The sequence below is a fragment of the Pseudomonas sp. 2725 genome, assembly GCF_050434585.1.
Classification (GTDB): domain Bacteria; phylum Pseudomonadota; class Gammaproteobacteria; order Pseudomonadales; family Pseudomonadaceae; genus Aquipseudomonas; species Aquipseudomonas jessenii.
In genome coordinates this window covers 33,076-55,541 of the sequence record NZ_JBNDIV010000005.1, presented here as the reverse complement: position 1 = coordinate 55,541, position 22,466 = coordinate 33,076, and the positions used below count along the sequence as shown (strand labels likewise).

Sequence of the window (22,466 nt, the reverse complement as noted above, 5' to 3'; positions counted from 1 at the left end):
ATCTGCCCCGCAACTTTCCAGTCGTTGTTCTGCGCACCGCTGCGCGCATGAGCGGATTCCAAGAGGAGCAAACACTAGTGAATATCCAGGTCGATAACGCGGTCCTGCAGAAGAAGAAAACCTACATTTACGAGTGGTATGTGGTCGGCCTGTGCATGATCGCCTACATCTTTTCATTTGTGGATCGGCAGATCCTGGCGCTGATGATCGAGCCGATCAAAGCCGACCTGCAGATCAGCGACACCCAGTTCAGCCTGCTGCACGGGCTGGCCTTTTCGTTGTTCTACGCGTTCATGGGCATGCCCATCGCCTATCTGGCCGACCGCTTCTCGCGACCGAAGATCATCGCCGTCGGCGTGGTGTTCTGGAGCCTGGCGACGGCGGCCTGCGGTCTGAGCAAGAACTTCCTGCACATGTTCCTCGCCCGCATTGGCGTCGGTGTCGGCGAGGCAGCCCTGTCGCCCTCGGCCTACTCGATGTTCAGCGACATGTTCCCCAAGGAGAAACTCGGCCGCGCGGTGGGCATCTACTCGATCGGCTCGTTCGTCGGTGGTGGTCTGGCCTTCCTGGTGGGCGGCTATGTGATCGCGATGCTCAAGGACATGAACACCATCGAGGTCGCCTTTCTCGGTGCGATGAAGGCCTGGCAGCTGGCGTTCTTCATTGTCGGCCTGCCCGGCATCGTGGTCGGCCTGTTGATCTGGCTTACCGTGCGCGATCCGGCGCGCAAAGGCCTGCAGGTGGATGCGCAGGGTCGGGCCAGGAAGGTCGGGATGGGTGATGGCTTGCGCTTCCTCGGCCGCCATCGCGCCACCTTCACCTGTCATTACCTGGGCTTTTCATTTTACGCCATGGCCCTGTTCTGCTTGATGAGCTGGAGCCCGGCGCTGTACATCCGCAAGTTCGGCCTGTCGCCGATGGAGGCGGGCTACATGCTTGGCACCGTGCTGTTGGTGGCCAACACAGGCGGGGTGCTGTTCGGTGGATGGCTCACCGATTATCTGGCCAAGAAAGGTCATCAGGACGCTGCCATGCGCACTGGCGTCATCGGTGCCCTCGGCATGGCGGTGCCGGCCGTGCTGTTCTCTCAAGTCGATCAACTGTGGCTGTCGGTGACCCTGTTGGTGCCAGCGATGTTCTTCGCCTCGTTCCCGATGCCGGCGTCCACGGCGGCGATGCAGATCCTCGCACCGAACCAGGTGCGCGCACAGGTCTCGGCCGTGTTCCTGCTGATCAGCAATCTGCTGGGGTTGGGCCTGGGCACCACGCTGGTGGCGCTGTTGACCGACCGCTATTTCGGATCGCCCGCGGCGGTAGGGTCGTCGATGTCGCTGGTGATCGCCGGTGCATCGGCGTTGACCGTGCTGCTGCTCTGGCGTGGTTGCCGTCGTTTTCGCGAAAGTTATGCCCGGGAGTATCCGACCCGGGCTTGATTGGTCATAGTCCACGATCGGCGCCCCGGCCTCGCTCCTGTCAAAGGGAGCGGGGCCGAGACGCTCCACGTCAGGAGAACCCTTGATGTTGAATGACGTACACCTGCTGGAACGGCATAGCCTGCTCAGTTCGGCCGACTACCGCGAGATCAAGGACAAGGTCAGCCAATACCTGTGCCCCCACAGTTTCAATGTGCTGCGTGACGAGCCGATCTACACCCGGCTCAATGGCGTATTCTTCGGCGATTCGGCGCTGCTCGACCTGCGTTATGGCGCGCCGGTGGAGATCACCATCGGCGACATCGCCGATCAGTACCTGTTTCGCATCACCTTGCAGGGACATTGCGAAGTGGCCCACGGGCGGCGCAGCGCGGCGATGCAGTCGGGCTACCTGAGCGTTTCCTCGCCGTTCGCGCAAAGCCGCATCGTCACCGATGGCGAGTGCCGCAACCTGATCCTGCGTGTCGACCGTGATGCCCTGGAGACGCAGCTGCAACGCCTGCTCGGCCGCAGCCTGCGCCAGTCGGTGATCTTTGATGTCAGCGTCGACCACCTGGGCGCCGGCGTCGTCAGCCTCTATCACACCCTGGACTACATCTGCCGGCTCTACGGCAGCGGCGTTGACGGTTCGCGCCTCGCCAGCGGCCTGTCCGAATACCTGATGCAGTTGCTGCTCACGCAGCTGCCGCATAACTACTCCGCGGATCTGTTGATCGATTCGCGCGTGCCGCTGCCACACCACGTGAAAAAGGCCCGTGACTACATCGAGGAACACCTCGACGAACCGATCAGCCTGACGACCCTGAGCGAACTGTGTGGTGTCTCGGTGCGCACCTTGCAGAACGGTTTCAACCAGTTCCTCCGGCAGGCGCCGGTCGAGTACATCCGCGACCGTCGCCTGGCGGTCATCCACGAGTCGCTCAAGCAGGGCAGGGCCGGCGAAACCGTCACCGATATCCTGTTGCGTCATGGCATCAACAGCTTCGGGCATTTCTCCAGCGCTTATCGGCAACGCTATGATTGCCTGCCGTCGGACACCCTGCGGCGGCGGAAGCATTGAGACACCTGCGCAATCGGTCATTCGGCTGCGCAATCGGAGGAGTCTGTGGCGGTGCGGCTCGATAGGATCGAGTCTCTGACAAAAAGGAGTATCTGCATGAATATTACCGTGCTGGGTGGTGGTCACGGCTGTTACGCCGCTGCTGTCGAAATGGCTGAAAAGGGGCACCAGACCCGCCTGTGGCGTCGAGATTCCACAGCGCTCAAAGAGCTGCTGGCCATCGGCAGGCTGACCATCAAGGACTACCGGGGCACTCGCCAGTTGTCAGTCGGCCAGAAGGGCGACAAGTTGTCGTTCACCGACGACCTGGCCGAAGCCCTGGGCGACGCGCAACTGGTGATCATCCCGCTGCCGTCGACCTCCCACGAAGACCTGGCCAGACATGTTGCGCCGCACCTGCACGACGGTCAGGTGGTGTTCCTGCCGCCGGGCACCTTTGGCAGTTTCGTGTTTGCCAAGGCCATGGCCGATGCGGGCAACCGGAGCAAGGTCGCCTTCGCTGAAACCGGTACGCTGCCGTACCTGGTACGCAAACATGGCGCCAGCGACCTGGTGATCAGCGGCTATGCCACCCGCCTGCCGACCGGTGTATTCCCCAGCAACCTGTCCGAGCATGCTTTTGCGGTGCTGCGTGAAGCCTACCCGAGCGTCGAACCGATTGAAGACGCCCTGAGCGGTGCGTTGATGAACGCAGGCCCTATCATCCACCCGCCGCTGATCATGATGAACGCCGGGCCGCTGGAGCATTTCGAGGCCTGGGACATTCACAACGAAGGCACCCAACCGTCGATTCGTCGCGTGACCAACCAGCTTGATGCCGAGCGCATGGCCGTGCGTGAAGCGCTGACCTACGGCGCGCCGCACTTTCCTCTCGCCGACCACTACAACACCACCGAAGGTGATGAGTGGATGTACGGTCGCGGTGCCCATGGCAAGTTGACCGACAGCGGTGACTGGCGCGAGGACATCGACCTGCAGAAGCATCGCTACATGCTCGAAGACACCCGCCTGGGCCTGTCCTTCCTGGTGTCCGTCGGCCGCTGGGCCGGTGTGCCGACGCCGGTCGCGCAGGGCCTGCTGAGCATTGCCTCGGTCGTCGCTGCACGGGATCTCTACGCCGAAGGCCGCACCCTGGAAAACCTCGGTCTGGCCACGCTGAGTCGGGTGCAGATGACCGAACTGCTGACCAGGGGCTACAACTGATGAACGCCGCGCTGCCCCAAGTCAGCGTGGTCGGCGCCGGCCGGATGGGTGAGGGCATTGCCCTGGCGTTCATTCATGCGGGCCTGCCGGTCACCCTGATCGATATCAAGGATCGCGCCGAGGATGAGCGGTACGGCTACTTCGAACGTGTGCGCAACAACATCCGCAGCGAATTGCAGATGCTGGTACGCCTCGGCATGCTCCGGCTGGAACAGGCCGACATCGCGATAGCCCGGTTGACGCTGCAATCCAGATCCCAGGCCACAGAGGTATTGCGCAGGTGCGACCTGGTGTTCGAGGCGGTGCCGGAAGTCATCGCGGTCAAGCAAGAGACCTTCGCCTGGGTCAGCGAGCATGTGCCGGTGTCGACCATCATCGCGTCGACCACCTCGACTTTCCTGGTCACCGAACTGAGCGAAATGGTCAGCACGCCTGCGCGCTTCGTGAACGCGCACTGGCTCAATCCCGCGTACCTGATGCCGCTGGTGGAAGTCAGTCGCAGCGAAGCGACCTGCCCGCAGGTGGTCGAACGGCTGCTGCAACTGCTCAAGCGCATCGGCAAGGTGCCTGTGGTGTGCAACCCGGTGGCTGGCTACATCGTGCCGCGCATTCAGGCATTGGTGATGAACGAAGCGGCACGGATGGTGGAAGAGGGCGTGGCCAGCGCAGAAGATATCGACACGGCGGTACGCGTCGGCTTTGGTTTGCGCTTCTCGGTGCTGGGCCTGCTTGAGTTCATCGACTGGGGCGGCGGCGACATTTTGTACTACGCCTCGCGTTACCTGAGTGGAGCGCTGTCACCGCGTTTCGAGTCACCACAAGTGATCGCCGACAACATGCAAAACGGCCGCAATGGCTTGCGCGATGGCCAGGGTTTCTACGACTACCGTGGCATGGACGTGGACGCCTACAAGCAGCAGCGTCTGGGCGACTTTGTCCGCAAGCTGGAGTTGTCGGGGCTGACGCCTGCGTTCGATGGCGCCTTGAAGCAGGCCTGAGCATCAGGGCCCGGATGCCGGGCCCTGACACGCTTGACGATTTTCCGGTCCTACAGGCAGTACTGGCTGGTGGGCAGCACGTCGATCTTGTCGAAATCGATGAAGCGGCTGCAGCTGTCCATCATCGCCGCCAGGTTGCGCTGGAATTTCGCTTCGTCGCCCGCCGCATCGAAAAAGGCCATGGGATCGGTCATGGCCGCTGGCGGAAAACATTCTTCGACGATGGCATCGATCCGTGGCGCGCCGTGGGTCAGTGCCGACAACACCAGGTTTTGCACGTACTGGAAGTTGGCTTGGGTGTCCACGGCCACCGTCGTGTGATGGTTGCGCCAGATGTCCAGCCAGGCCTCGGGAGTCAGGCGTGGAGGGCGGGTCAGCAGGGCCAGTTGGGCAAACCCGTGGGTACGCTCACCGGGTGTTGCAGGGAAGCGGATATTGGCGATGGCGACCGACTCACAGACCAGGTAGGCGGCCATGCGCGCCGTTGCCGCGCTGATCAGGTTATCGAAAGGGCGACGAGCTGGCCCGTTGGCACTGTCCAGCCACAGCGACAGGCTGCCATCGGGCAATGGTCGGTTGTTTTCCTGGCGCAGGCCGGCGGCGGGTTGCACATCGGCATCGGCCAGGTTCAATTGCACACCACGGGCACCGAGTGCCTGCAATTGCCCGGCGACCTCACTGCGCAAGCGATGGGCGAAGGTATCAGGACTGACTTGGGTATCACGCCACAGCAGATAGATGACTTTTTCCATAGCTATCAAGCTCCTCGTTGCGGTTGATGGATGGAGCGGCGGTCGTGCTGCCTGGTCCATCCGGATGACCGAAAATCCCTGGCGTCATAGTCAATCAAGGTCAGCTTTGGGTAATACCTCAAACAGACTACTGACCCACGCTATGAGGGCAACGGCTGACGCTTCTGGTTCGGGCTCGGCGCCGGGCAGGTCCGCAGAACAGCAGCTAAGCTCTCTTGCGCTGGGGCGGCGCTGGAAGTGTTGCCTCGGGATGTCCATTTCCGGCAAGGGAGCCATCCGCCATGAGTGCCGAACAGAGTCATTACAGTCCGCCGACCCTGCTGGTGGTCGATGACACGCCCGACAACCTGATGCTGATGACGGATCTGCTCAAGGATCGCTACCGGGTCAAGGCTGCCAATAGCGGTGAAAAGGCTTTGCGCGTACTACAGGGCGACGCACTCCCTGACCTGATCCTGCTGGACGTGATGATGCCCGGGCTGTCCGGCCATGAAGTGGCGCAGCAGCTCAAGCGCGACCCGCGTACCCGTGACATTCCCATCATCTTTCTGACGGCCATGGCCGACACCGAAGACGAGATCCATGGCCTGGAACTGGGGGCTGTCGACTACATCACCAAACCAATCAGAGCGGCGCTGGTCCTGGCGCGGGTGGATACCCAGCTCAAGCTCAAGGCGGCTGCAGACTTCCTGCGCGATCACAACGACTATCTGGAGAAGGAAGTGGCGCGTCGGACCCGCGAGGTGATTGCGATCCAGGATGTGGCCATCCAGGCCATGGCTTCACTGGCCGAGACTCGCGATAACGAAACGGGCAACCATATCCGGCGGACCCAGCATTACATCAAGGTGCTGGCCGAGCATCTGCGTGCTCATCCGCGCTTCAGTCACTTTCTCACCGAGGACACCATCGAGTTATTGTTCAAGTCGGCGCCGCTGCACGACATCGGCAAGATCGGCATCCCCGACCATATTCTCCTCAAGCCGGGACGCTATACCGAGGAAGAATTCGAGATCATGAAGACTCATACGACGCTGGGGCGTGACGCCATCCAGCATGCCGAGGATCAGCTCGGCATTCGCGCCGAGTTCCTCAGCCTGGCCAAGGAGATTGCCTACAGTCACCAGGAAAAATGGGACGGAAGTGGGTATCCGCAAGGGCTGGCGGGTGACGACATCCCCGTCAGCGCCCGGTTGATGGCAGTGGCGGACGTCTATGACGCATTGATCAGTCGTCGGGTCTATAAAGCGGGGATGCCCCACGCGCAGGCCGTCGAGATTATTCGTCAGGGGCGAGGCACGCACTTCGACCCCGATATCTGCGATGCCTTCCTCGATTGCCTCGAACAGTTCCAGACCATCGCCGAGCGCTTCGCCGATACCGACCAGGATATGGCCGGCAAGCGGGCTGCCCTGGAGCGTATCGGCCAGGCTCCGTGAACCCGCAATTGCCCCTTCGTCAGTGTTTTCATCAGGTCCACGAGGATAGTCATGGCCGGATTGCGTACCCTGCTTGAGCGCCTCGCGCTGCTTCACAAACTGATCCTGGGGTTCTCGGCGCTGCTGCTGTTGGTGCTGGTGCTCGGCGTGCAAAGCCTGCGCACCCAGCAATCGCTGAAGCAGGACATGCAGAACCTCTATCTGCAGGAACTGGTCGGCATGGAGCACTTGCAGGAAGCCCGTGTGCAATTGCCCCATATGATGCAAGCACTGCAGCGTGCGGTGGGCACCGACAGCGCGCAGATTCGCGTCGAATCCCTGCAGCAACTGCATGATATCCGCGAAGGCCTGCAGCAGGCCGTGGCCCGCGCCAAAGTGACCTTAAGGCGCGCGGACAATCTGGCGCGCCTCGCCGAGCTCGACCTGCTGCTGCAACAGTTGCAGCGTCATAGCGACCAGGCCTTTCTATCGATCGACCAGGGCCAGCAGAACAAGGCGTTGGTGCTGCTCAATAGCAGTGAATTCCAGCAACTTGCCCGGCAGGCCGACGGCCTTTTGTACGCGATCGTCCAGATCAAGGAAGCCTCGATTCGCGACACGGCCAAGGACATTGCCGAGTTTGCCGAACACAGCACCAGGCTGACCTACGTACTGTTGTTCGGTGGTTTGTCGCTGGCGTTGCTGTTGTCCTGGGTCGTCAGCCAGTCGATCCGCAATCCACTGAACCGGGTGCGGGTGGCGGTAGACCAATTGGCCGCGGGGCAGCTCGATCAACCGATTCCCCACACCGACCTGAACAACGAAACCGGCGATCTGGCGCGGGCCATCGCCAAACTGCAGACCGAATCCCAACAACTTGAGCGTCAGCGCTGGATCAAGGCGCATACCGCCCAATTGCAGGTCGATCTGCAGCAGGCAGAAACCCCGGCCGAACTGGCGCAGGTGTTCCTGCAATGCATGGCCAGCCTGCACGGAATCTGCCAGGGGGTGCTGTACAGCGCGCAGGAGGATTCCGGCACGCTGCTGTTGATGGGGCGTTATGCCACCGATTCCGAGCGTCCACCCGAGGCGCAAGTCATGTTCGGCGATGGCCTGTTGGGGCAGTGCGCGGTGGATCGCGTGCCGCGTCAGTTTCAGGCGATGCCGGAGCAATACTGGCGTTTGCGCTCGCCCCTTGGCGAGGTCCCGGCCCGTTGCCTGCTGCTGCAACCCATTGTCCGTGGCGAGCGGTTGCTGGGGGTGCTCGAACTGGCCGGGCTGGAGCCCCTGGGCGAGCGTGAACTGCTGCTGTTGCAGGAAGCCACCCCACGTTTGGCCGCAGCCATGGCGATTCTGGAGCGCAATCAGGCGGTCAAGACCCTGTTGGCGGAAACCCGTCGCCAGGCCAATGAAATGGCGGAACAGGCGCTGCAACTGGAGCAGCAGGCGCAGGCACTGGAAACCCAGCAATCGGCGTTGCGCGCCACCGAGGCCTGGTATCGCGGGATTATCGAAGCGGCGCCGGACGGCATGCTGGTGGTCGATGCCCAAGGACAGATCCTGCGCACCAATCGCCAACTGGATCAGCTGTTCGGCTATAGCGCCGGTGAGCTGCTCGGCGAGTCCATCGATCGTTTGGTGCCGTTGGCCAGCAGAGGGCGCCACGAGGCGCTGCGCAAGGGCTTCATGGCCCACGGCGCCACTCGCCAGATGGGGGCCAACCTGGACGATCTGCAAGGCGTGCGCAAAGACGGAAGTCTGTTCTCGGCAGAGATCAGCCTGTCGCATCTGCCGAGCCTGGAAGGTGACGGCGTATGCGTGTGCGCTTCGGTGCGCGACGTGAGCGAACGGCGTCAGCTGCAGGCGGCACTCAAGACCAGCGAGGCACAGTTGCGCGCAGTACTCGACAGCAGCCCGGTGGCCATGGTGATCAGGGACGTCGATGGCCGTCCAACCTACTGCAATCCGCAGTTCGACAGTCTGTTCGGGACTCGTCTGGCTGAACTCGAAGGTGCGGATCCGGCGCAGTTCTGGGTCGACCCGCAGGCACACCAGCGCTTTCTCGAAGCGGCGGCGCAAGGTGCGGTGCTGAACTTCGAGACCACCCTGCAGCGCGCTGGAGGCGAGCGCTTCGACGTACTGGTTTCGGCCGTCACGATGACGCTGGGGGAGCGGGGCATGGGGGCCAACTGGTACTTTGACATCACCGACCGCAAGACCGCCGAGGCCGAGGTGCAGCGTGCACGGGAGGCCGCAGAAGAGGCGACCCGGGCCAAGAGCAACTTCCTGGCCACCATGAGCCACGAGATCCGCACACCGATGAACGCCATCATCGGCATGAGCTACCTGGCATTGCGAACCGAGCTCGACCACCGCCAGCGCAATTACATCGAAAAGGTCCACCGCTCGGCGGAATACCTGTTGGTGATCATCAACGACATCCTCGACTTCTCCAGGATCGAGGCCGGGAAAATGCACCTGGAGAACATTCCCTTCCACCTCGAGGCCGTGCTCGACGGCTTTGCCAGCATGATCGGCCTCAAAGCCGAGGACAAAGGCCTGGAATTGCTGTTCAACACCGATGCCGAGCTGCCGACCGCCTTGATCGGCGACCCGTTGCGCCTTGGCCAGGTGCTGATCAACCTGGGCAACAATGCGACGAAGTTCACCGAGCAGGGCGAGATCGTGCTCGGCGTAGAGCACCGGGGCGCGGCAGGAGAGCAGGCGCAGCTGCATTTCTGGGTGCGCGACACCGGGATCGGCATGAACGCCGAGCAATGCTCGCGCCTGTTTCAGCCCTTCAGCCAGGCCGATAGCACCACCACCCGCAAATACGGTGGCACCGGGTTGGGCCTGGCCATCTCTCGGCATCTGGTGGAATTGATGGGCGGGCGCATTTGGGTAGAGAGCGAGCCGGGCCTTGGTTCCACTTTCCATTTCGAGGTGAGCCTGGGGGTGCAGCGCGACAGCCATTTACGGCGCATGGTGACCGCCGACGAATTGCTGGGCAACCGTGTGTTGGTGGTCGATGACAACGCCAGCGCGCGCGAGATCCTGTCCAGCATGGCGCGCAGTTTTGGCGTGGAGGTGGACGTCGCGCAAAGCGGCCGGGCCGCACTGGCCATGCTGGTGGACGCCGAAGCGAAGGTGCTGCCCTATGATCTGGTGCTGATGGATTGGCGTATGCCTGGCATGGACGGTGTGGAAACGGTGCGGCAGATGCAGGCCGCCAAACTGGCGCAAACGCCGTCGGTGATCATGGTCACGGCGTTCGGTCGCGAGGAAGCCCGCGAAGAGGCCAGTCGGTATGGCATTCATTTGCCGGTGGTACTGACCAAACCGGTGACGCCGTCCACTTTGCTTGAGGCGCTGGGCACGGTGCTCGGCAAGATCCCCCAGGCCAATACCCGGGCCAGCTCGCGACTCGGCCAGAGTGCCAGCGCCATGGCCAGCCTGCGTGGCGCGCGACTGCTGTTGGTCGAAGACAATGAGCTGAACCGCGAGCTGGCCTGTGAACTGCTGGAGAGCGCCGGGATCGAGCTGTGCCTGGCCGTTCACGGCGCAGAAGCGCTCGACCAACTGGAGCGTGACGCAGACTTCGATGGTGTGTTGATGGACTGCCAGATGCCGGTGATGGACGGTTACACCGCGACCCGCAAGATACGTGAGCAGCCACGCTGGGCGAATCTGCCGGTGATCGCCATGACTGCCGACGCCATGGCGGGGGACCGCGAGCGGGCGCTGGCCTGCGGCATGAACGACCACATCTCCAAACCCTTGAACGTCGACGACATGTTTGCCACGTTGGCCAAGTGGATACATCCGCGAGCTGACCGAGGCGCGATGTCGGCCGACGTTTCGCCGGTCACCACGGAGTCAGCGGCGAGCCTGCCAGCCAGCCTTCCCGGCATTGATTTGAAAGCGGGCCTGGGCACCTGCATGGGCAAGGTCGAGCTCTATCTGCGGCTGCTGCGCAAGTTTCGCTCCAGCCACCAGGCTTTTTGCGCCGAGTTCCTGGCTGCCCGAGGCCAGGACGATACTTCGGCGACTATCAGGCTGGCCCATACCCTGCGCGGAACGGCGGGCAACATTGGTGCCGTTGAAGTGGCGAATGCAGCCGCCGCACTGGAACAGGCGTGTCTGAACGATGGGACGAGCGATGGGGCGGAGCAGGACCTGGCTGACCGGCTGGTGGAGGTCGAGCGTTGCCTGACAACGGTGCTGGAAGGCTTATCGGTGCTCGGCGAGCCGACATCGTCCGCAGACCCATCAAGCGTGCCACCGGGCAGCGAATGGCATGCGCAATTGGCCCACGTCCGATCTTTGCTGGCCGAGAGCGACACCCAGGCGCTGACGGCCTTGCTCAAACTGCAGGGGCTGGCTTCAGACCCGCGGATGACCGAGCAATTGCTTCGGGTTGTGCGGCAAGCGGAGTGCTTCGATTTTGATCAGGCGCTGGAGCTGCTTGAAAACCTGTCCTGAGGAATCAACGCAACTTCAGCGGATCGACCATCTGCGCCGCGATGGCCATGCCCACCAGGTCCGGCAGCGTGTTGGCCTGCATGCGTTTCATGACGCGCGCGCGATACAGATCAACGGTTTTTGCACTTACGCCCAGTTGCTCCGCGATTTCGCGGGTGGTGTAACCCTGCACCAGTGGCAACAGGATATCGCGCTCGCGCGGGGTCAGGGTCAACAAGCGCGCCTGCAAGGCTTCGTGGCCCTGGTTGCCCGAACGGTTGGCGGCACAGTTGCTGAGCGCCTGTTGCACGCTGTCCAGCAACAGCTGTTCGTTGTAGGGCTTCTCGATAAAGTCATGGGCACCGGCCTTGAACGCGCGCACCACGATCGGCACATCCGCATGCCCGCTGACGAAGATGATGGGCAGGTTCAGTTGGCGCACACGCATTTCTTCCTGCACGTTCAACCCGCCCATACCGGGCATGCGAACGTCCAGCAGCACACAAGCATCGAGGCTTGCATCGCAGGCATCGAGGAACGCGACGCCACTGGTAAACGGCAAGGCCTTGAGCCCGACCGACTCCAGTAACCAGACCGTCGATTCGAGCATGCCCTGGTCATCATCGACCACGTACACAACGTGCTCCGTTACACCTGCCATTACCTGATTCCTATTGTTGTTTTGTTGGGCCGGCAAGCGGCAAGCGGCAACACATCAGCAGCCCGACAGGCTGGCGCCGGGCATTCAATTCGCCACCGAAACCTTCGATGATGCTGCGGCTCATGGACAGACCGAGCCCCAGGCCATCGGCCTTGCTGGTGTAAAACGGGGTAAATATCTGTTCCAGTTCCGGCTCGCTGACGCCCGGCCCCTGGTCTCGCACACTGATTTCCACGCAGGCGCCACTGCCATGCTCCACGGCCATCACGATCACAGAGGGTTGCCCGGGATGTTGCTCACGGTTGGCATCGATGGCATTGCGCAACAAATTGAGCAGCACCTGTTCCAGCAACACGCGGTCGGCATAAACGGGTGGCAGATTATCCGGCAGTCGATCCTCGATTGTCACTTGGCAATTACTCGCCTCCCAGGCACACAAACGCACGGCTTCGCGAGCGACGTCGGTCAAGTTCAGCGCCTGCATGCGACGCTGTCCCTTGCGCAAAAAGGAGCGTAACCGTCGGATCACTTCGGAGGCGTGGGTGGCGTGATGGGTAATGCGTTCCAGGCCCTGGGTCACTCTGGCAGCGGCCTGGGGATTGGAATCCAGCGTTTGCAGATAGCGCTGGCTTGCATTCGCATAGTTGACCACGGCAGCCAGCGGCTGGTTGATTTCGTGGGCGATCCCCGAGGCCAGTTCACCGAGAGTGACCAGCCGTGCGGTGTGTGCCAGTTCGTCCTGATGACGGCGCTGTTGCACTTCCCGCAGCTCGCGCTCGGTCATGTCGCGCGCGACCAATGAGTAATAACGCTCACCGCCGGCGGAACGGTGCGCCAGCAGTACCAGCGACACCGGCACCGATGTGCCCCCGCCCGGTGGTTGCAAACGCGCATCGGTGCTCCAGACACCGTCGCGCTCGGCGCGCCTCCAGCCATCGCGTTGCAGGCGCGCAAGGTCGCCGCTTGCGAACAACGTGGCCAGGGCCGGCATGGGTTGTTGCTCATCAATCCCGAGGATGCGTCGCGCGGCTGGATTGAGGTAAGTGACCTGGCCCTCGGGAGCGATGAACAACACCGGGTCAATGTTGGCCTCGACCACTTCGGCCAGGCGTCGCTTGTTCTCCTCGGCCTGCACCCGGGCCGTGATGTCCCGGGATATGCTGACGATTTCGACCACCGCCCCGGTGTAGGTTTCGCGGATCGCCCGGCTGGCGGTTTCGAACCACAGGTAGTGGCCGTCGCGATGGCGAATGCGATAGGTCATGGTGTGATAGCCATCCTGCTCCAGCGCATCGCGCGCGCGCTGCACCAGAGCGGCCAGGTCCTGGCTATGAAACAGGCCCTGGGCCATTTGCCCGCGCAACTCTTCGGGCCAGTAACCGAGCAGGGTCCAGGACGCCGGTGATGCATCGATAACGCGACCTTCGGGAGTGTGACGGGATATCAGGTCAGTCGTGTTTTCGATGATCAGCCGGTACAGCCGTCGTGCGGTGGCCGCTTCACGCTCCGCCAGCACTTGCGCCGTGGCGTCGCGGCAACGGGCGAGCACTCGGTTGTCCTGGGGATCGGGAATGAACGTCCAGATCAGGATCTGCGTTTCAAACTGAGCCTCGACACCTTCGACGGCGCGTTGCTGGTCCAGGCAGGCACGCACCAGCACCCGATGATTGACCGGTAAAAAGCCCAATACATCGGTCAGTGACTTCTCGGCGAGCAGCGCCATCAGTGCCGCGTTGAACTCCAGCGGTCGACCTTGCGCATCGAGCAACAGGCTCGGTTGCGGATCGTGACCCAACAGTGGCGAACCACGCAGCAGGCCGTTGACGCTGCTCAGCAGCGTCGTCAGCAAATCCTGCACCCAGCCCAGCCAATCGAGACTCACGCCCTCGCGCACTTCCACCAGCAACAAGCCCGGCTGCCCCGGCTGCAAGGCCAGATCAAATACCTGGCCATGGCTGATCGCGGCCCGGCGCAACCGGCCGGACAACCAGCAATCGAGTTGACGGACTTGAGCCAGGTCCAGGCGGCCTGCCTCGAGCAGATGCTCGAAGAGCAACTGGTCGCTGGCCAGCGCCGGGTCGCCAAGTCCCGGCGGTAAATGCTGGGCGGCGCCCTCATGGCTGTAGATCCGTGCATTGGGCTGCCAGCTCAGGTAAACCGCCCGCTGCACCTCAGGGCAATCCTGCAGCGCCCGACACAACGCATCGGCCCGGGTGGCCAGAGACACACCCTCGCGCTGCAGGCGCAACCAACTGTGCAATCGAACGGGCGTCAGGGTCATTGCGGGTCCACTTTCTCAGGGAAACCAAGCATATACCAGCCTTGGAGCGTTGGCGGCATTGATTCGGACTTAATAGAAATATGTATAGTACAAATACTATACGACGTAGGTTCTACTTCCATATCAATGACGCAGTGTTATATAAAATCATCCGGACTTTGAAGGTGACTGCGGCGACTACGCTGCAAGGTCAACCATAGAGCTAACAATCAGCCATCGAGTACCCGCACATGTCTATCTATGACCAAGGCCTAGGCCCTTCGGCTGTCAACCACATTGCCTTGTCTCCGCTGAGTTTCATCGAGCGCACTGCCAGCACTTATCCCGATCACCTCGCCGTCATCCACGGTTCGATTCGCCGCACCTGGGCGCAGACCTACACCCGTTGCCGACGCCTGGCCTCGGCGCTGGCCGGTCGCGGTATCGGCAAGGACGACACGGTGGCGGTGATGCTGCCCAACATTCCCGAGATGCTTGAAGTGCATTTCGGTGTGCCGATGATCGGCGCCGTGCTCAACCCGCTCAACGTGCGCCTCGATGCCGAGGCGATCGCATTCATGCTGCAGCATGGCGAAGCCAAGGTGTTGATTACCGACCGCGAGTTCCATGATGTGATCCAGGCAGCGCTTGGCATGCTGGATCACCCGCCTTTGGTGATCGACGTCAATGACCCGGAATACGGTGAAGGTCAGGCCGCGAGCGACCTTGACTACGAAGCGCTGTTGGCCGAAGGCGACCCGGCATTCGACTGGCAATGGCCGGGCGACGAGTGGCAGGCCATTTCGCTGAATTACACTTCAGGCACCACCGGCAACCCCAAGGGCGTGGTCTACCACCATCGCGGCGCTTACCTGAGCGCATTGGGCAACCAGATGACCTGGGCCATAGGCAACCATCCGGTGTACCTCTGGACCCTGCCGATGTTCCATTGCAATGGCTGGTGCTATCCATGGACCATCACCGCCCTGGCGGGTGTGCACGTTTTCCTGCGCCGGGTCGATCCACAAAAAATCCTCACGCTGATCCGCGAGCATCAGGTCACTCACCTGTGCGGTGCGCCGATCGTGCTCAATGCACTGGTGAACATGCCCGAATCAGCGAAAGCGGCCATCGATCACCCGGTCAATGCCTTGGTCGCGGGCGCTGCGCCACCGGCCAAAGTCATCGGTGCCGTCGAAGAGATGGGCATCAAGGTCACCCATGTGTTTGGCCTGACCGAAACCTATGGCCCGGTGACGGTCTGCGCCTGGCACGCCGAATGGGATGAGTTTTCCCTGGAGGAGAGGGCGCAGATCAAGTCGCGACAGGGCGTGCGCTACCCGACGCTGGAAGGCTTGATGGTCGGCGATAGCACAACGCTGGAGCCAACCCCGCGTGACGGCCAGACGATCGGTGAGATCTTCATACGCGGTAACACCGTCATGAAGGGCTACCTGAAGAACCCGAGCGCCACTGCCGAAGCGTTCGAAGGCGGCTGGTTCCACACCGGTGACCTGGCCGTCTGGCATCCTGACGGTTACGTCGAAATCAAGGACCGGCTCAAGGACATCATCATCTCGGGCGGCGAGAACATTTCCACCATCGAGCTTGAAGGGGTGCTCTATCGCCACCCGGGTGTGATGGAAGCAGCCGTGGTCGCCCGTCCCGATGAGAAATGGGGCGAAACGCCCTGCGCCTTCGTCACCTTGAAGGCTGATCACCAGGACGTTCGCGAGGCTGACATCATCAGTTTCTGTCGTGAGCATCTGGCCGGATTCAAAGTACCGCGCACAGTGGTCTTCACGCTCTTGCCAAAGACTTCCACAGGCAAGATCCAGAAGTATGTGTTGCGCGAGCGGGCCAAGGCGCTCTGACCCGATCTGACATTGCATCCATCTGGCAGCAGGTGTTTGACCTGCTGCTGCGGGTTCGTGCAGGCCGAATTCGGCTGTGCCCTGCCCATGACACAACCGTGCCAACGAGGTTTACGTTATGCCCGAATTCAAAGTCCCGCTGCGCGACATGCGCTTTGTGCTGCACGAAGTGTTCGATGCTCCGGCCATGTGGGCGCGTCTGCCGGCCTTGACCGACAGCATCGACACCGATACGGCAGACGCCATTCTTGAGGAGGCGGCAAAAGTCACCTCGCACCTGATTGCGCCCCTCAATCGCAGTGGCGACGAAGAAGGCGCGCAGTGGCATGAGGGCCGGGTCACCACCCCCATCGGTTTCAAACAGGCTTACGCAACCTACATCGAAGGCGGTTGGGTGGGACTGTCCGGCAACCCCGGGTTTGGTGGCATGGGCATGCCGAAAATGCTGGCCGTGCAGTTCGAAGAGATGCTCTACGGCGCCAACTCAAGTTTTGCGCTGTATTCCGCATTGAGTTCCGGTGCCTGCCTGGCGCTGGACGCCCATGCCAGCGACGCCCTGAAAAACCTCTATCTGCCGCCGATGTATGAAGGCCGCTGGGCCGGCTCCATGTGCCTCACCGAGGCCCATGCCGGTACCGACCTGGGGCTGATCCGCACCCGCGCCGAATCTCAGACTGACGGCAGCTACAGGATCACCGGCAGCAAGATTTTCATCACCGGGGGCGATCAGGACCTGACTGAAAACATCGTTCATCTGGTACTGGCCAAACTGCCGAACGCGCCTGCTGGCCCGAAAGGCATTTCGCTGTTTGTCGTACCTAAAGTCCTGGTCCATGCCGACGGTTCCCTCGGCGCGGCCAACGCCGTGAGTTGCGGTTCGATCGAACACAAGATGGGCATCAAGGCCTCGGCCACCTGCGTGATGAACTTCGACGGCGCCAGTGGCTGGCTGGTCGGTGAAGAGAACAAAGGCTTGGCGGCGATGTTCACCATGATGAATTACGAACGCCTGTCGATTGGCATTCAGGGCATCGGCTGCGCCGAGGCGTCCTACCAGAGCGCCGTCACCTATGCTCGCGAACGCGTTCAAGGTCGGGCGCCCACCGGTGTCTTGGCCCCGGACAAACCGGCCGACCCGATCATCGCTCACCCGGATGTGCGGCGCATGCTGCTGGGCATGAAAGCCATGACCGAAGGCGGTCGCGCATTCGCCTGCTATGTCGGGCAACAACTGGATCTGTCGAAGTTTTCCGACGATGCCAGCGAGCGCGATTGCGCGCAGATCCTGGTTGCGCTGCTGACGCCAGTGGCCAAGGCGTTTTTTACCGACACCGGCCTGGAAAGCTGCATCAACGGCCAGCAGGTCTTTGGCGGCCATGGCTACATCCGCGAATGGGGTCAGGAACAATTGGTCCGTGATGTGCGCATTGCACAGATCTACGAAGGCACCAATGGCATCCAGGCATTGGACCTGCTCGGACGCAAAGTGCTGGCCAACGATGGCGTCGCGCTACGCCTGTTCGCTCGGGAAGTGCGCCACTTCGCGCTGCACCACGAAAGCGCGTATGGCAGCGAACTGCTGAAGGCCCTGGAGCGTCTGGAGGGCCTCAGCAACTGGCTGCTGGAGCGGGCCAAAGCCAACGGCAACGAAGTCGGCGCAGCCTCCGTGGAGTACCTGCACCTGTTCGGCTATGTCGCCTACGCCTACATGTGGTCGCGCATGGCCGCCGTGGCCCGGTCCAGACTTGACCGGGACCCGCCGTTCTACGCTGCCAAACTGGCCACCGCCGAGTTCTACTTCGCCCGCCTGCTGCCACGGACGCTGAGCCTGGAAGCCAGCATCCGCGCCGGCAGTGCGCCCCTGTACGGCCTTGCAGACGAACAGTTCTGACGATTGAGCGTTGCGCGGCGCCTTGCCACTCCCCAGGCCCGCGCTTTTTATTCACTGGCCCTCTCAAAGTACGGCAGGAAAGCCTGATGAATATGCAAACAAGTACAACGCAAGGTCACTTGAACTGGGACGACATGCGCTTCTTTCTCGAGGTCGCTCGTGCCCGCACCGCCAGCGGTGCAGCCCGCCGCCTGGGGGTGGACTACACCACGGTAGCGCGACGCATCCGCGCCCTGGAGCAGAGCCTGGGCGCCATGTTGTTCGAGAAATCGCGAACCGCAGGCTTCGTGCTGACCGTGGAGGGGCAGCGCCTGGTCTGCCACGCCGAAACCCTGGAAAGTACACTGCTGGTAGCCTGCGAACAGGTTTTCGGCACCACCGGAGGGCTTGCCGGGCACCTGCGCATCGGCTGTACCGAAGCCTTCGGGTCCTGTTTCATCGCAGCGCAGATGAGCCACTTCCTCGAGCACTATCCGAATATCTCGGCGGATATTTTGCCGGTCCCGCACTTCGTCAACCTGTCACGGCGCGAGGCGGACATCGCCATCACCCTGGAACGGCCCGAGCGCGGTCCGTACGTGTGCTCGCGGCTGTGCGATTACCGCCTGCGTGTGTATGCGACGCCGGAGTACCTGGCCAGTCATCCGCCGATTGGCTGCCGCGAGGATCTGGCCGGTCACCCGTTCGTGACCTACGTCGATGATCTGGCCTTCAGCTTCAAGCTGCTCTACCTGAACGACCTGATGCTCGGCGCGCGCAGCCGCCTGCGCAGCACCAGCGTGGTCGCCCAGTACCATGCGGCTCTGGAAGGGCGCGCGCTGGCGATCCTGCCTTGCTTCCTCGCCGGTCCCGACCCGCGCCTGTGCGAGGTGCTGCCGGATCAGGTGGAGGTCACGCGACAGTTCTGGATGTACTACTGTGAGGACCTGCGCAACCTCAAGAGGATTACCCTGGTGGCCGACTACCTGCGCACTTGCGCGAAGCTCAATCGTCCGCTGCTGATGGGCGAGTCACACCAGATGGTCTACCCGCCGTTGCTCTGAGTTGCAGGTCTGGGCATCGATTGGACCCTAAAAAAATAAAAATCAGGTGTCTTTATGCTTCTCGAACATGCGTTGTTAACCGATGCCAGCGGCAAGCCGATTCACCAGCATCACAAAAGTTTTTCAACCGAGTGGGATGAAATCAGCGACTGGTCGGATCGCATGTATATGCCCTACCGTGTGGCACCCAAAGGGCAGGCCATCAAGCCGCACGCCACCATGCATTCGTCCAGGATTGGCGAGTTGACGCTGACTCGTTTTGCCTATGGCGTGCCGGTGAGCGTCGATGAATTTTCGCCCGAAGCGGGGAATGCGCTACTGCTCACCACTATTCGCGGCAATGCCCGGCACTGGACCCGGCGTTCCGTCACCGAGGATACGGCAATGGGTGAATCATTCGTTGCCGATTGCAGTCGTGTCGAGTACCGGATCGACCTCGACCCTGATCACCTGCAACTGAATCTGACCATTCCTCATGCCGTTTTGGAGCGGATGGCGCTGCAGTGGTTTGGGTTCGTGCCCGATGATCAGTTCTGGAGACACAAGTGCGTCATCGGCGGAGTCGGGTCGAGCTGGCTGAGTTTGCTGGAGTACACGGTTCGTTGTATTGCCGAAGCTCCCGCACACATGGCTGAAGGGCGTATGGGTACTCACCTGGAGCAAAGTCTTTGCGTTCATATGCTGCAAGAATGGGCTGGCCGCGCCGGGCAGGCAGGGCTTGATTTGAATAGTCCACTGAACCGGATTGCACCCCGTTATGTCAGGGCTGCCGAAGAGTTCATGAGTGCCAATGCTGCGAGCCTGCCGACGATGGGTGAGATTGCCAGTGCGGTAGGGACCAGTGTGCGGACATTGAGTGGTGCCTTCGCGCGTTTTCGCGGCATGACGCCCGGTGCGTTCCTGCGTGAGCAGCGATTGCAAGGGGCGCACCGCGATTTGCTGGCGGCGGACCCGCAATCGGGAACCACCGTTTCGGCCATCGCCTTTCGCTGGGGTTATCTGAACCTGGGTGAATTTGCGGGGATCTATCGCAAGCGTTTCAGTGAATTACCCTCCCAGACCTTGCAGCGCCGGCTGCGCTAGCGATTCGAGGCGGTACGAGGGCACCGAGAGCGGTGTCCAGCCCGCTCTCGGTGCCATTCACTGTGGGTCAGAACACCCACAACAGCCTTAGGTTAACCCGCTGGTTTTCCTTGAAACCGTTGTCGACCGAGACGTCCTGGCCGTAGTTGAGCAGGGCCTGGAAGGAGGGGGTTATCCAGTATGACGAGCCGACACGGTATTTGCTGGTGTCGGGTTCATCGTTCTGATCCTGACCGTCAATGCGCGTCTCACCACCCCAGAGTCGAGACGCACCGACATGCACCGAAAGCTTTGGTGTCACGGCGTACCTCAGGTAGGTCTGGGCTTGCCACTGCGGCTTCTGGCGCAACGTCAGGTCTTGACTCGTGAGGTCGTCATTTTTGCCAAAGAAGGTCACATCCGCGGTGAGGTCCAGGGAAAGTTTTTCAGTGAGACCGGTCACATAGCCTGTCTGCAATGTCATCTTCCAACGGTTTTCGCCAAGGTTGAGTGCATCGTTGCGGTCATAGTTACCGGTCGGCACGTACAGGTAGGGTGCAATACCCCAGTAACGATTTTTCGCCGGGTCATTCACGAGCCATAGAGTGGACGCCAGAATCAGATCGCCCATGCCACTGGTTTGTCCCAGCGAGTCGTTATCGCGTGTTCCTTCCAGGCGGCCGAAGGGCAACAGGAACTGTGTATTGATCGTGTAGTCGCCCAACTGCTGGTAATGCGCGGCGCGCAGTATGCCGATATCCGAGTCGAGCCCCGCTTTGATCGCAACCTTGTGACCATCACTGTAAAGCGACCGCCGCTGCGCATGCTGCAGGTAAAGCAAGCCGATATTGCTGCCGGCTGGAAGCGCAGCGGTGTATTCGCCGGCGTCCACATCGATGGCCTGGGCGTTGCCCGCCAGAATCGCCAGCACGAGGCCGGCACCGATCGTTGAAGTGTCAAGTGCGCGCACCAAGGGCCGAACGCGCGCAGGGGTACGTGTGGAGATCTCCATGAATCACCTGTTTTGTTTTTGTTGGTTTTTGGAGAGGAATTTTTTTCGTGCAGCATCGCCTGGAGCCCCGGGGGGCTCTCATGCGATCTGCATCGAATCAGTGCCGGGTCAGCGGGTCAGATAGCGGTAGGCCGCCGTTTCGAAATCCAGATAGGCATTGACCGAAACGGAATCGGCGAACGGCAATATCTGAGTGGCCCAAAAACCGCCGATGCCGTTCTTGCGGTCGATCCAATAGAAAAGATTGGCCAATCCGGCCCACGCCAAAGAACCAGCAGGGCGACCGGTGGGGGCGTCTTGATCGTTGATCATGAAACTCATCGCCCACGACTTGGGCATGCCCGGGAAGAACTCTGCGGTATTGGTGAGACTGGGGATAACGCCGGGGAGGGCTTTTACTTTCAGGTTTTCGAGACCATTTTTTTCAGCGAAACGAATCGTTTCCGGTTTGAGAATCCGTCCGTGATCCCCCTGTCCATCGTTAAGCCAGGCACGGATAAACTGACAGTAATCCTTCACGGTCGAATACAGGCCATGGCCTCCCATGTGCACTTCGGGAGCCTGTGGCAGGATGAAATCCTCAAGTGCGCAAAGCGATCCATCCTCTGCGCGTTGGTGCAGGCTGGCTCGCCGCTGGAGCATCGACGGGGTCATGGTAAAGGCGGTATCGGTCATGCCCAGCGGCTCGAAAATACGCTGCTGCATGACTTCACCCAGACGCTTGCCGGTGATGGCCTCGACCACCAGGCCGGCCCAATCCATGTTGGAGCCGTATTCCCACTGTTCACCAGGCTCAAACAGCAAGGGTGTTTGAAGCGCCGCCAACGACCCGCTGATGATGCTGGGTTGTCCTTGTTCCTGGGCTAGTCGGTTGTAGTTTTCGTTGAAGAACTCATAACCCAGACCTGCCGTATGAAGCAGAAGCATTCGAGTGGTGATGTGTTTTCTGGGGGCGCGAAGGCGAGGCGTTCCGTCGCTATCAAACCCCTCGAGCACCTTCAGTTCGCCGATCATCGGCACATAGTTCCTGGCAGGCGCATCGAGATCCAGTCGGCCCTCTTCGAACAACTGCAGCACCGCCGTGGCGGTTATCGCTTTGGTCGTGGAAAACATGGCGAAAACGCTGTCGGTCGTCATGGCAGGGGCTTGACCGAGCGTCCGTTGACCTGATGCACCCTCATAGACCAGACCGTCACGCCCGACTATTGCCGCGACTACGCCTGGGACGCGCTGCGATCCAGCCGTGGCAGCATCGAGCAAGTGGTTGAGTGATGATGTAAAACCTGGATTCATTATTTTTATTCTCCTTACACCCGACCCATAGCCCGCTGGGCTGGA

At 61.4% G+C, this 22,466-nt stretch carries 15 protein-coding genes; 10 read left to right on the top strand and 5 right to left on the bottom strand.

Translation table 11 applies throughout. The features are described 5' to 3' along the window. Nucleotides 1-77 precede the first annotated feature (77 nt). The 4 genes from ABIE16_RS15060 (at nt 78) to ABIE16_RS15045 (ending at nt 4,694) form a co-directional block, all read left to right on the top strand. Complete coding sequence (locus ABIE16_RS15060) at nt 78-1,433, top strand: spinster family MFS transporter (protein WP_218497573.1); 1,356 nt, start codon at nt 78-80, stop codon at nt 1,431-1,433. Nucleotides 1,434-1,518: 85 nt separating this feature from the next. Next, nucleotides 1,519-2,493 (top strand): helix-turn-helix domain-containing protein, encoded by a 975-nt coding sequence (locus tag ABIE16_RS15055; RefSeq protein ID WP_429521455.1) that lies wholly within the window; start codon nt 1,519-1,521, stop codon nt 2,491-2,493. A gap of 96 nt (nt 2,494-2,589) precedes the next feature. Next, on the top strand, nt 2,590-3,696 hold the full coding sequence (locus ABIE16_RS15050) for an NAD/NADP-dependent octopine/nopaline dehydrogenase family protein (RefSeq protein WP_090456066.1): 1,107 nt from the start codon (nt 2,590-2,592) through the stop codon (nt 3,694-3,696). Continuing rightward, the gene (locus tag ABIE16_RS15045) at nt 3,696-4,694 is read left to right on the top strand and encodes a 3-hydroxybutyryl-CoA dehydrogenase (protein WP_429521454.1); all 999 of its coding nucleotides are present in this window, start codon (nt 3,696-3,698) and stop codon (nt 4,692-4,694) included. The genes ABIE16_RS15050 and ABIE16_RS15045 overlap by 1 nt, the downstream gene beginning before the upstream one ends. Nucleotides 4,695-4,744: 50 nt before the next feature. Here ABIE16_RS15045 and ABIE16_RS15040 read toward each other — a convergent pair whose 3' ends face one another. Then, on the bottom strand, nt 4,745-5,446 hold the full coding sequence (locus ABIE16_RS15040; protein ID WP_429521453.1) for an EthD domain-containing protein: 702 nt from the start codon (nt 5,444-5,446) through the stop codon (nt 4,745-4,747). Nucleotides 5,447-5,727: 281 nt separating this feature from the next. On the opposite strand from ABIE16_RS15040, the gene ABIE16_RS15035 reads away from it, so the two are divergent. Then, nucleotides 5,728-6,885: an HD-GYP domain-containing protein gene (locus tag ABIE16_RS15035; RefSeq protein ID WP_154908518.1), complete on the top strand. Its 1,158-nt coding sequence runs from the start codon at nt 5,728-5,730 to the stop codon at nt 6,883-6,885. Nucleotides 6,886-6,936: 51 nt separating this feature from the next. Beyond that, nucleotides 6,937-11,346 carry a response regulator gene (locus ABIE16_RS15030; RefSeq protein WP_429521452.1) on the top strand — a complete coding sequence of 1,470 codons (4,410 nt, stop codon included), beginning with the start codon at nt 6,937-6,939 and terminating at the stop codon, nt 11,344-11,346. A gap of 4 nt (nt 11,347-11,350) precedes the next feature. Here ABIE16_RS15030 and ABIE16_RS15025 read toward each other — a convergent pair whose 3' ends face one another. Then, nucleotides 11,351-11,986 carry a response regulator transcription factor gene (locus tag ABIE16_RS15025; RefSeq protein WP_102672425.1) on the bottom strand — a complete coding sequence of 212 codons (636 nt, stop codon included), beginning with the start codon at nt 11,984-11,986 and terminating at the stop codon, nt 11,351-11,353. Between the two features lie 10 nt (nt 11,987-11,996). After that, a complete protein-coding gene (locus ABIE16_RS15020) occupies nt 11,997-14,267 on the bottom strand; it encodes a PAS domain-containing sensor histidine kinase (RefSeq protein ID WP_429521451.1) in 2,271 nt (756 codons plus the stop codon). Nucleotides 14,268-14,497: 230 nt separating this feature from the next. On the opposite strand from ABIE16_RS15020, the gene ABIE16_RS15015 reads away from it, so the two are divergent. The 4 genes from ABIE16_RS15015 to ABIE16_RS15000 all read left to right on the top strand — a co-directional run bounded on the left by ABIE16_RS15015 (nt 14,498) and on the right by ABIE16_RS15000 (nt 20,137). Next, entirely contained in the window at nt 14,498-16,120 is a 1,623-nt protein-coding gene (locus ABIE16_RS15015; protein ID WP_429521450.1) for an acyl-CoA synthetase, read from the top strand. Between the two features lie 118 nt (nt 16,121-16,238). After that, entirely contained in the window at nt 16,239-18,011 is a 1,773-nt protein-coding gene (locus ABIE16_RS15010; RefSeq protein ID WP_429521449.1) for an acyl-CoA dehydrogenase C-terminal domain-containing protein, read from the top strand. Nucleotides 18,012-18,097: 86 nt separating this feature from the next. Continuing rightward, nucleotides 18,098-19,054 (top strand): LysR family transcriptional regulator, encoded by a 957-nt coding sequence (locus ABIE16_RS15005; RefSeq protein WP_090456048.1) that lies wholly within the window; start codon nt 18,098-18,100, stop codon nt 19,052-19,054. A gap of 54 nt (nt 19,055-19,108) precedes the next feature. Then, the gene (locus ABIE16_RS15000; RefSeq protein WP_429521448.1) at nt 19,109-20,137 is read left to right on the top strand and encodes an AraC family transcriptional regulator; all 1,029 of its coding nucleotides are present in this window, start codon (nt 19,109-19,111) and stop codon (nt 20,135-20,137) included. 67 nt (nt 20,138-20,204) lie between these two features. Here the strand turns inward: ABIE16_RS15000 and ABIE16_RS14995 are convergent, their stop codons facing one another. Beyond that, complete coding sequence (locus tag ABIE16_RS14995) at nt 20,205-21,128, bottom strand: transporter (RefSeq protein ID WP_349736916.1); 924 nt, start codon at nt 21,126-21,128, stop codon at nt 20,205-20,207. Nucleotides 21,129-21,236: 108 nt separating this feature from the next. Further along, nucleotides 21,237-22,421: a serine hydrolase domain-containing protein gene (locus ABIE16_RS14990; protein ID WP_340317468.1), complete on the bottom strand. Its 1,185-nt coding sequence runs from the start codon at nt 22,419-22,421 to the stop codon at nt 21,237-21,239. Between the last annotated feature and the right edge of the window lie 45 nt (nt 22,422-22,466).